Source organism: Nocardiopsis ansamitocini, assembly GCF_030268225.1.
In the GTDB taxonomy this organism is placed as follows: Bacteria; Actinomycetota; Actinomycetes; order Streptosporangiales; family Streptosporangiaceae; genus Nocardiopsis_D; species Nocardiopsis_D ansamitocini.
This window is the reverse complement of the sequence record NZ_BSQG01000004.1, coordinates 178,041-187,528: the sequence shown is the minus strand read 5'-3', so window position 1 is coordinate 187,528 and position 9,488 is coordinate 178,041. Positions and strand designations below refer to the sequence as shown.

13 protein-coding genes are annotated in these 9,488 nt (G+C 69.0%); 7 read left to right on the top strand and 6 right to left on the bottom strand.

The annotated features are described in order from the left end of the window. Window positions 1-216: 216 nt before the first annotated feature. Window positions 217-456, bottom strand: a complete 240-nt coding sequence (locus QSJ59_RS13270; protein ID WP_432707482.1) for a YiaA/YiaB family inner membrane protein — start codon at window positions 454-456, stop codon at window positions 217-219. A gap of 339 nt (window positions 457-795) precedes the next feature. Between QSJ59_RS13270 and QSJ59_RS13265 the strand changes: the two genes are divergently transcribed. Continuing rightward, on the top strand, window positions 796-1,773 hold the full coding sequence (locus tag QSJ59_RS13265) for an aldo/keto reductase (protein ID WP_285759833.1): 978 nt from the start codon (window positions 796-798) through the stop codon (window positions 1,771-1,773). 133 nt (window positions 1,774-1,906) lie between these two features. On the opposite strand, the gene QSJ59_RS13260 is transcribed toward QSJ59_RS13265, so the two are convergent. Together QSJ59_RS13260 and QSJ59_RS13255 are read right to left on the bottom strand one after the other, a co-directional pair. Further along, window positions 1,907-2,188, bottom strand: a complete 282-nt coding sequence (locus tag QSJ59_RS13260; RefSeq protein ID WP_285759832.1) for a hypothetical protein — start codon at window positions 2,186-2,188, stop codon at window positions 1,907-1,909. A 264-nt stretch (window positions 2,189-2,452) separates the two neighbouring features. Then, window positions 2,453-3,070: a TetR/AcrR family transcriptional regulator gene (locus QSJ59_RS13255; protein ID WP_285759831.1), complete on the bottom strand. Its 618-nt coding sequence runs from the start codon at window positions 3,068-3,070 to the stop codon at window positions 2,453-2,455. 65 nt (window positions 3,071-3,135) lie between these two features. Between QSJ59_RS13255 and QSJ59_RS13250 the strand changes: the two genes are divergently transcribed. From QSJ59_RS13250 to QSJ59_RS13240, 3 genes are read left to right on the top strand one after another with little or no spacing between them, the layout of a single operon-like run. Then, window positions 3,136-4,041: an oxidoreductase gene (locus tag QSJ59_RS13250; RefSeq protein ID WP_285759830.1), complete on the top strand. Its 906-nt coding sequence runs from the start codon at window positions 3,136-3,138 to the stop codon at window positions 4,039-4,041. 14 nt (window positions 4,042-4,055) lie between these two features. Next, complete coding sequence (locus QSJ59_RS13245) at window positions 4,056-4,985, top strand: SDR family NAD(P)-dependent oxidoreductase (RefSeq protein WP_285759829.1); 930 nt, start codon at window positions 4,056-4,058, stop codon at window positions 4,983-4,985. Beyond that, on the top strand, window positions 4,982-5,443 hold the full coding sequence (locus QSJ59_RS13240; protein ID WP_285759828.1) for a nuclear transport factor 2 family protein: 462 nt from the start codon (window positions 4,982-4,984) through the stop codon (window positions 5,441-5,443). Before QSJ59_RS13245 ends, QSJ59_RS13240 begins: the two co-directional genes overlap by 4 nt. Before the next feature lie 66 nt (window positions 5,444-5,509). On the opposite strand, the gene QSJ59_RS13235 is transcribed toward QSJ59_RS13240, so the two are convergent. From QSJ59_RS13235 to QSJ59_RS13225, 3 genes are all read right to left on the bottom strand, one after another. Beyond that, on the bottom strand, window positions 5,510-5,767 hold the full coding sequence (locus QSJ59_RS13235; RefSeq protein WP_285759827.1) for a hypothetical protein: 258 nt from the start codon (window positions 5,765-5,767) through the stop codon (window positions 5,510-5,512). Next, window positions 5,760-6,083 carry a hypothetical protein gene (locus tag QSJ59_RS13230; RefSeq protein WP_285759826.1) on the bottom strand — a complete coding sequence of 108 codons (324 nt, stop codon included), beginning with the start codon at window positions 6,081-6,083 and terminating at the stop codon, window positions 5,760-5,762. Before QSJ59_RS13230 ends, QSJ59_RS13235 begins: the two co-directional genes overlap by 8 nt. A 338-nt stretch (window positions 6,084-6,421) precedes the next feature. Then, window positions 6,422-7,030, bottom strand: coding sequence for a helix-turn-helix domain-containing protein (locus tag QSJ59_RS13225; RefSeq protein ID WP_285759825.1), 609 nt, complete (start codon window positions 7,028-7,030; stop codon window positions 6,422-6,424). A gap of 87 nt (window positions 7,031-7,117) precedes the next feature. Here QSJ59_RS13225 and QSJ59_RS13220 point away from each other — a divergent pair, with 87 nt between their 5' ends. From QSJ59_RS13220 to QSJ59_RS13210, 3 genes are read left to right on the top strand one after another with little or no spacing between them, the layout of a single operon-like run. After that, window positions 7,118-7,759: a class I SAM-dependent methyltransferase gene (locus QSJ59_RS13220; protein WP_432707477.1), complete on the top strand. Its 642-nt coding sequence runs from the start codon at window positions 7,118-7,120 to the stop codon at window positions 7,757-7,759. A gap of 38 nt (window positions 7,760-7,797) precedes the next feature. Continuing rightward, a complete protein-coding gene (locus QSJ59_RS13215) occupies window positions 7,798-8,298 on the top strand; it encodes a DinB family protein (protein ID WP_285759824.1) in 501 nt (166 codons plus the stop codon). Between the two features lie 25 nt (window positions 8,299-8,323). Further along, complete coding sequence (locus tag QSJ59_RS13210; RefSeq protein ID WP_285759823.1) at window positions 8,324-9,367, top strand: alpha/beta fold hydrolase; 1,044 nt, start codon at window positions 8,324-8,326, stop codon at window positions 9,365-9,367. Window positions 9,368-9,488 lie beyond the last annotated feature (121 nt).

Here is a 9,488-nt window from a genome sequence, read left to right as displayed (position 1 = left end):
TTCTCCTGAAAAGCCTTCTCCGTAAGGGTTTGCGCCATTTGGCGAGCACGGTGCGCAATCTGGACAGAGCGGCCGTCCCCGGTCACTCGCCCCTCGGTGCGTCGATCGACGAAACAGGAGATCCATGCCGAACGATTCGCCTTCTCGCCTCCCGGTTGTGACCGACGAGGGCGGCCGAACTCCCCATGCGCCGGACCCCTGTCGCCAGGCGCGCGTTCAGCCGCTCCACTGGCGAAACGCCGCCTCCTCCTGCTTGTCGCGCACGCACTTGGCAAGGGTGAACGAGGAGGTGATGACGAAGAGCAGTCCTATGGCCAGAAACGCCCGCATCCACGGATCGACGGGCAGGTAGGCCACCCCCACTCCGAGTCCGATGAACGAGGCGCCGAAGGAGATCGCCGACTGGAGGAAGTAGGCGGACGTCGTCCGGGGCGGCAATGGCGGACGGGGAGGCATGGGATGGTTCATTTCCCCATCGTCGTTGCCCCGCGGGCGCGGGCGCATGAGCAGGAGTGCCTAGGTGTCGGGGGCTGTCTCCTCCGGTGCGGAGTGAGTAGGGACGGACCCGCCACGTCGGAAAGAAGCAGTGGTCGCGGTGTGTTCGAGCCTCTCGGGGCGCCCGCCCCTCACCTGTGGGGAAGCGACCGACGCGGCGACACCACCACCTTTCCCAGCAGGAGCCACCGGCCATTGCCCATACCGCCACCTCGGATCCAGGGTCTGTCCTGTTCGCCCACCGGCAGGGTGGCCGTCCCGTTGCGCAGGGCAGACGCCTCGGGCGTAGGATCGGCGCCCATGGACACACGCAGACTCGGTAGGACCGGCCTGGACGTCAGCGCGGTCGGATTCGGCGCCTGGCAGATCGGTGCGGCATGGGGTGAGGTCAGTGAGGACGACGCACTTGAGGCACTGCGCGCGGCGGTGGAATCGGGGATCACCTTCATCGACACCGCCGACGTCTACGGCGACGGCCGCAGCGAGCGTCTCGTCGGGCAGCTGCTGAAGGAATACCCGCAGCTCACCGTCGCCACGAAGATGGGGCGCCGTGTCGAGCAGGAGCCCGCCGCCTACAACCCGGACAACTTCCGGGCCTGGAACGACCGCTCCCGCGCGAACCTCGGAGTGGACACCATCGACCTGGTGCAACTTCACTGTCCGCCCACCGACGTGTACGCCACCGACGCGGTGTTCGACGACCTGGACGCCATGGTCGAGGAAGGGCGCATCCGTGCCTACGGAGTGAGCGTGGAGACCTGCGCCGAGGCCCGGACCGCGATCGCCCGGCCCGGTGTGGCCACCGTGCAGATCATCCTGAACGCCTTTCGCCACAAGCCCCTGGAGCAGGTGCTGCCCGAGGCGCGTGCGGCCGGGGTGGGCGTGATCGCACGGGTTCCGCTGGCCAGCGGACTGCTCTCGGGCAAATACACCGCCCAGACCTCCTTCGGCGAGGACGACCACCGCAACTTCAACCGCTCGGGCGCGGCGTTCGACGTGGGCGAGACGTTCTCCGGGGTGGACTACGAAACCGGTCTGGCCGCGGTGGAGCGCATCCGCCCCCTGGTCCCCGAAGGCATGACCATGGCGCAGTTCGCACTGCGCTGGATTCTGGACCAGCAGGGGGTGAGCACGGTGATCCCGGGGGCGCGCAACGCCGAGCAGGCCCGCGCGAACGCTGCGGCCGCGGACTCTGCCCCGCTCTCCGAGTCGGTGCACGCCGCGGTCCGCGAGGTCTACGACGAGTTGATCCGTCCGCAGGTGCACGGCCGCTGGTAGGCGGAGGTGCCCTGCCCCAGCGGGCGGGGCACCTCTTTCCACCGTCGATGATCGCCTGGAGCGCGGTCCCGTGCGCTCGGCAGGCGCGGGTACCGCTCGGGGGCAGACTGAGCCGCCCAGATCCTGCCTTGCCTCAGACCAGAACTCCTCCGCACAGATCTCGGCTGCCTGGGGCTGCTCCTGCCACCCGTCGGTGGCCGTCGGCGAGAACGCCGTACTGCCGTTCGTAGCGGCCCATCACTGCGCGATCGGCATGATCACGCACGTGCGCGACCTCCGCCAAGGACGCGGCCGTCACCGGCTGCCAGTCCTGTCCCCGGAACTCGACCTGACGCACCGCCCAGCCCTCGCCGTCGGCCTCGAAACACAACCACAGATCTTCGTCGTCGTAGCAGGTGCGGAACCAGTTCGCCATGCCGCCATCCTGACCCACCACCTCGGCCGAACAGCACAGAGCCCCGATCACCCTCCCGGAGGGCTGAGCGCCCGTACTCATGCCTGCTGCCGCCCCGGCCCGCACGATGGGCTCCATGACCTTTCCTGGAAGAGACCGCACCGTTCTGAGAGCACCCGACACAATGAGGTGGATTGGTCGTGGCGGCCGTGTTCGGTTGCAGTTCGGCGCTGTCCGAGCTGCGGGGGTTTCGCTGTCGGCCGGGGGTGCGATCTTGCGGTTTGGTCAGCGCTGCTGCGCCGGGCGGGCGCCTCGCAGGAACTGTGTCACCGCGGTGTCCACGAGTCCTTCGAGCCGTTCCGGCTCGATCATGCCGCTGTTGACCATGGACGTGATCCCCAGGACGGTGGCGTAGACGATGAGCCCGATGCCCTCCGGGTCGCCCTCCTCCAGCTCGCCTCGCTCCTGGCCCTCTTCGATCAGGTCGCTGATCTGCCCGAAGGCGGCTGCGGCAGCCTCTGCGACCGCGGTCGCCCCTGGGCGGTGCTTGCTGGAGTTCATCAGCCCGGTCAGCGCGGCGTTCTCGGTGGCGAACCGAACGTAGGCCGACGCGAACGCGTGCAGGCGGGCGGGCAGGTCGTCCTCGTCGTCGATCTCGTCAACCGCGGTCCGCAGCTTCGCGCCCAGGCGGACGAACCCCGATTCTGCGAGGGCGTCGAGCAGCGCGCGGCGGTCCGCGAAGTGCCGACGGGGCGCCGCGTGACTCACGCCGATATCTCGTGCGAGGTCCCGCAGGGAGAGCTGCTCGACCCCGTGCGTCCTCAGGCTGCGCTCCGCCGCGTCGAGGAGCTCCATGCGGAGATTCCCGTGGTGGTAGGGCCGCTGCTCGGTGGTGTCAGACATGGGGTCAGCCTACTCAGCACAATGTTTTCATTGACAACAATGTTGTCAATGACTACTCTCGCGGTATGTCCAGATTCTCTCCCGCAGACCTTCCCGACCTGACCGGCCGCACCGCCGTCGTCACCGGCGCCACCAGCGGTATCGGACTCGTCACCGCCCGCGTTCTCGCCGAGCACGGTGCGCAGGTGGTTCTGGCCGTACGCAATCCGGAGAAGGGAGAAGCCGCAGCTGCGGCCATGACGGGCCCGGTCCAGGTCCGTGCCCTCGATCTCGCCGACCTCTCCTCGGTCCGGGCGTTCGCCAACGGCCTCGCGGGCCCCGTCGATCTGCTGGTCAACAACGCCGGTCTCTCCCTGGGGCCGCTCTCACGGACCGCGGACGGATTCGAGTTGCAGTTCGGGACCAACCACCTGGGCCACTTCGCCTTGACGAATCTGCTCCTCCCGCGCATCAGGGAGCGGGTCGTCACGGTGGCCTCGCTCGGGCACCGGATCGGCTCCCTGGACTTCTCCGACCTCCAGTGGGAGCGCAGGCCGTACCGGCCGAACGCCGCCTATACGCAGTCCAAGCTGGCCAACCTCCTGTTCGCCGCCGAACTCCAGCGCAGACTCACCCGCGCGGGATCACGCGTCATCTCGACGGCCGCGCATCCCGGAATCTCCTCGACGAACCTGATGCGAGCGGAGAAGAACCCCTCCCTCGGTTTCCGCGTCGAGAAGTTCCTCGTCGGGCTCGTCGCCCACAGCGCCGAGGACGGTGCCCTGCCCACGCTCTACGCCGCCACCGCGGACCTTCCCGGCGACAGCTATGTCGGCCCCGACCGGCTGTGGGGCATGCGCGGTGCGCCGACGCTGGTAGGGCGGGCCGCCCGAGCGCGTGACGGCTCGGCGGCACGGCGGCTGTGGGAGGTGTCGGAGGAACTGACCGGCACGCGCTTCCCCCTCGATGCGCCCGAGCCCTCTGCCTCGTGAAAGGAAACGCCGCTGTGACCCGTCCAGGGAAAGACCCGCGGAAGAACCCTCAGAAGAACGAACTCGCCGTCGTCTCCGGCGCCTCGTCAGGCATCGGAGCCGCGACGGCGCGAGCCCTCGCCGCAATGGGCTACCACGTCCTCGCCGGAGTACGCACCGACAGTGAGGCCGATGCCGTCCGAGGCGACGGCATCGAACCGGTAACCCTGGACATCACCGTCTCGGAACACATCGAGGCTCTGGCCAGGCGGATCGCCGACGACCCCGAGCGGCGGGTCCTGCGGGTCCTGGTCAACAACGCAGGGATCGAGATCAACGCCCCCGTCGAGGTGCTGCCCCTTTCCCTGTGGCGCGAGCAGTTCGAGGTGAACCTCTTCGGGCACATCGCCGTCATCCAGGAACTCCTGCCCTTCCTGCGGCGGAGCCGAGGCAGGGTCGTCAACATCAGTTCCGTGGGCGGGGTGGCCGCGCTGCCCGTCTTCGGGGCGTACGCGGGAACCAAGTTCGCCCTCGAAGCGGCCAGCGACTCCCTGCGCCGCGAGGTCTCGGCGCACGGCGTGCAGGTGGTCGTCGTCCAGCCCGGCGGCGTCCGGACCGAGATGGCCGCCCGCAGCGGTGACATCTCCCTCGGACTCGCCGCCGAGATGAGCGCCGAGCACCAGCGTCTCTACGGCGGCCTCATCAACGCGACGGTGTCGTCGAACACAGCCTTCCTGGAACGCGCCGTACCGGCGGCGAAGGCGGGGGCCACGATCGCCCGAGTGGCGACCACGCCCCGCCCGCGCGCCCGGTACACCCTCGGCACGGACGCCGCCTTCATCATCCCCCTCGCCCGCTTCCTGCCGGCCCGGCTGATGGACGGCATCCTCGCGATGAGCCACCGGTCCCGAACCTCGAAACCACTACCCGCGCCCGCATCCGAGTCCGCAGGGAGCCCTTCATGACCACGCTCGCCGACCGCATCGAACTGATCGAACTGATGGGCCGCTACGCCGACATCGCCGACCTCAAGGACTTCACCCGCCGCCCCTCCCTCGTCTACACGGACTCGGTGACCCTCGACTTCTCCTCGGTCATCGGCCTGCCACCCATGACCGTCCCGCTCGACGAGTACGTCCAAGTGCTGGGCCAAGCTTTCGCCCCCTTCTCCGCCACCCACCACACCATCACGGGCCACGTCGTCGACATCGACGGCGACCGCGCGACCCTCCACGCGCACGTCCGCGCCGAACACTGGGCGCCAAGGGAACGGGCAGGCGACGGGCCGGACCGATGGCTGGTCGTCGGCTTCTACGACAACGAGGCCGTCCGGACACCGCACGGCTGGCGCCTCAGCAGCGTCAGGCTCACCGCCACGCACCAGGAGAACCCCCACTTGTCAGGGGCTGTCCCAGGCGTATGAGCACGCCAGCCGCCTCCTGGCACCACTTGCACGGCTAACACAATGAGCGGAGTCGTCGGTAGGTGATCAGGCAGCTGCCCGGAGCGCGGCGGCTCGCCACTCGGGGTGTTCGTGGAAAGCCCGATGGGTGAGCGGCAGGCTGCCTTCCGCCGGCTCGCGCAGGGGCAGGCGGGCTTTGGGGCCGCGGATCCAGGATGAGACGCTCCGGTGCCTGGGCGTGGCCAGGATCGCTTCCTTCAGCGGCTCCAACTGCGGATTCGGTCGCCCGGTGCCGTCATCCAAGAGCGCGTCCACCCTCTCGGCCAGGGGCCAGGGGCTACCCACCGTTCGGATCGATCCGGGTGCGCTTGGGACGCAGCGGAACGATCCCCTCAGCCGCCCCCGCCGTTTCGCCGGGGGCGGTACGCCGCGGAACGGCATTGGCCCGGGACGCGATGAGGTCGGTCGGGGTGCACTCGAAGATGTCGCAGAGCGCGGTCGGGAACGGCAGGGAGAGCCGCTCGGGGCTCTGGGTGACGGTCCAGTCGTCCTGGCTCGGACACCGGGGAGCAAGTAACCCGCCGGTAGGTTCGGGGGCCGTTTCCTGGCGCTGGGGAACCTCGTTGAGCTGATCGGGGAACGCCCGAAAGACCGACGGCAAGGGGCGGGTATGTGGCAAGTGGCCTTCGGAAGACGTGGTGGCTTGCTGGACGCTGGTGGATGGCGATGACCCGCTGATCCCGCCGCTGCCGGAGGTAGTTCTCACGGAAAAACAACGCTAAGTAACTGCGGCCCAGTTCAGCGGGTGAATCAGGACGGCCGCAGCGGGTGTAGGGCCCGGCGAAGGGCCCGGGGCCTGGTCACTGGCCGATGGTCGCTGACGCGGTTCGTGTCCACTGGCGTTCGACCCGGTCGATCTCTGCGGGTGCGACATTGTCGACTGCGGCGTTTGCGCGGTGAGGCTCGCTGCCGGCGGGAATACAGAATCCTTCGCTGAGTTCACCGTCGGCTCCCGGCCTGAGACGACCGATGAGGGTCGGTGCGTACATGCGCGCGCACTCCCTGCAGGGCGAACAGGATGAGAAGCTCAACCACGCCGCCGTCGGCGCTGCCCAGCCAGTGCGGCAAAGAGGTGTCGAACTCGGCCGCCTCACCGGGCGGCAGTGTCAGGTCGCGCTCGCCGGTCACGAGCCGCAGGCGTCCGCTGAGCACGTAGAGCCATTCAAAGCCTTCGTGGGTCTGCGGGGTCGGTTCGAGTGGTTCCTGCTGGGCGGGAATGATCATCTTGAACGCGTGCACACCGCCCGGTCGCCGGGACAGGGGCACGAACGTCATCCCGAACCGCCTGATCGGCTTGAGGTGGATCCGGGGGTCGCCAGTGCGCGGGGCACCGACGAGATCGTCCAACGGAACGTCATAGGTACGGGCCAGCGGCAGCAGCAGTTCCAGGCTCGCCCGGCGCTGCCCGCTCTCCAGCCGGGACAGGGTGCTCTCCGACACGCCGGTCGTCACCGCGAGGTCGGCGAGGGTGATGCCGCGGTCACGACGCAACGCACGCAGCCGCGGCCCCACCGTGTCGAGCACGTCTTCATCCGTCTTGGGATCCATAGGGGCATCTTGCCATTACCGCAAGATTGTGTGCCAGTTTGTGGTGCGCCCGGCAAGACTGAGCTCCTGCTGACACAAGGAGTCTTGATGAGCACCACCGATATGAGCACCACCGATGCGGTCGCCTTCTGGGACGGCATCTACGCGGCCCGACCGGCAGCCGGCGACCCGCAGCCGAACGCTCGCCTCACCGAGACGGTGACGGGCCTGCCGCCCGGTGACGCGTTGGACCTCGGATGCGGCGACGGCGGCGACGCGCTGTGGCTCGCCGGCCAGGGGTGGCAGGTCACCGCCGCCGACATCTCGGCCGTGGCGGTCGAGCGGCTCGCCGCCCTCGCCCGCTCACACGGCCTGGGCGACCGCGTCACCACCGTGCAACACGACCTGCACGGGTCCTTCCCGCCCGGCGGGTTCGACCTGATCTGCGCCCACTACCTGCACACCCCCGGCGACCTGGACCGGGTAACCGTCCTGCGCTCGGCCGCGCACGCACTGCGCCCGGGCGGGCGGCTGCTGGTGGTCGACCACGGCTCGGTCGCGCCGTGGTCGTGGAATCAGGACGCCGGCACCCGGTTCCCGAGCCCACGGGAGGTCGCCGCCGGTATCGATCTGGCCCCGGAGACATGGACGGTCGAGCGGTCCGACGCCCCCCGCCGGATCGCGACCGGACCAGGCGGGCACACCGCCGAGGTCATCGACCACGTCCTCCTCATCCGCCGCACCGCCTGACACGGCGGCAGGCCCCCAATAAAGAAAGGCGACCACTGTTGCCCAGCACCACACGCCGCAACGGCCGTGGCGACACCCCGCCGCCCCGGACCGGAAGCAGTGAGACCGAGGTCCTGCGCGGCTTTCTCGACTACCTCCGGACCTCGATCGCCATGAAGGTCGACGGCGCCCCCGAGCCGCAGGTGCGAACAGCCGCGGTGCCGTCGGGCACGAACCTGCTCGGCCTGCTCAACCACCTGACGTACGTCGAGCGGTCGATGTTCCTCGGGGACGACGTCACCGACTGGCAGGCGACGTTCCGCGCCGCGCCGGCGGACAGCGTGGCCGATGTCGTCGCCCGCTACCGAGACGCGGTCGAGCGCGCGAACGACGTTCTCGACGGGTGCGCGGATCTCGGCGCACCCGTCCCCCGCCCCCGGCCGGACCGCCCCGCTCCCAGCATCCGCTGGGCACTCACCCACCTGATCGAGGAGACCGGCCGGCACGCGGGCCACGCCGACATCCTCCGCGAACTCATCGACGGCACGACCGGCCGCTGACCCACCCTCTCCAGGACTGAAACACATGATCACAGAACCACGGCCATTGCCACGCCGCTCCCCCCGTTCCGCGCACACGGCGGCAACCGTGATGCTCGCTCTCCTGCTCACTATCGCCACCACAGCCTGTTCCACTCCCGCCTCCACGCCGACAGCCGGCGGCGATGTTCCCGCCCACTCCGCCGCCACCCAGGACGATCCCCGGTTCAAAGACACCTTCCGACACGAGTTCGCCGACGTCGACGGCGTCCGTATGCACTACGTGACCGGCGGCAGCGGCACACCGGTCGTGCTGATACACGGCTGGCCACAGACCTGGTACGGCTGGTGGCCGATCATGCCGGAACTCGCCGAGCACCACACCGTCTACGCCATCGACCTTCCCGGACTGGGCGACAGCACCGGCTCACCGACCGGCTACGACAAAGCCACGCTGGCACGGTACGTGCACAAGCTGGTCTCCGATCAGCTCGGGGTGCGTGACGCCCGTGTCATCGGGCACGATCTCGGCGCCGCAGTGGCATTCCAGTACGCCAGCCAATTCCCCGACGACACCGCACGCCTGGGCTACCTCGACCTGCCGCTGCCCGGGCCCGCGATCGATGCAAGCACCTACCGCTCGCTGAGCTGGCACATCGCCTTTCACTCCCAGCAACGAGTCCCCGAGGCGGTCGTGGATGATGATGTCCGCGAGTACCTGGCACTGTTCTATCCTCAGGTCTCCTTCGGTGGCACGGCGTTCGGCGGCACCTCCGACCAGTCCCCGTTCACCGACGCCGAGATCGACGAGTACGCACGAACTTACAGTCGGCCCAAGGCCCTGTCGGGCGGCTTCGACCTCTACCGGGCCCTCGACGAAGACGTCCGCGACACTGTGGCAGCAGCACCGGTAGATGCGCCGACCCTGCTCATGGCCGCCCAAGGGCAACTCGAAGCGATCCAGAGCACAGCCGGCCCGCGCATGACCAACATCGTGCAGGCGGTGGACGTGCCGAACGCCGGGCACTGGCTCGTCCAGGAGAACCCTCAGTTCGTCACCGCCGAGCTATTGCGTTTCCTCGACGGATGACCACGCCACCAAGACGGCATCGCAACGGGCACTGACATCCCCTCCCGCCGAACCGCACAGTAGAACCGGTTTCGAGCAGAAGCCCGCGAGACCGGCGGACCGGACGTAACTGCGGCGGTAA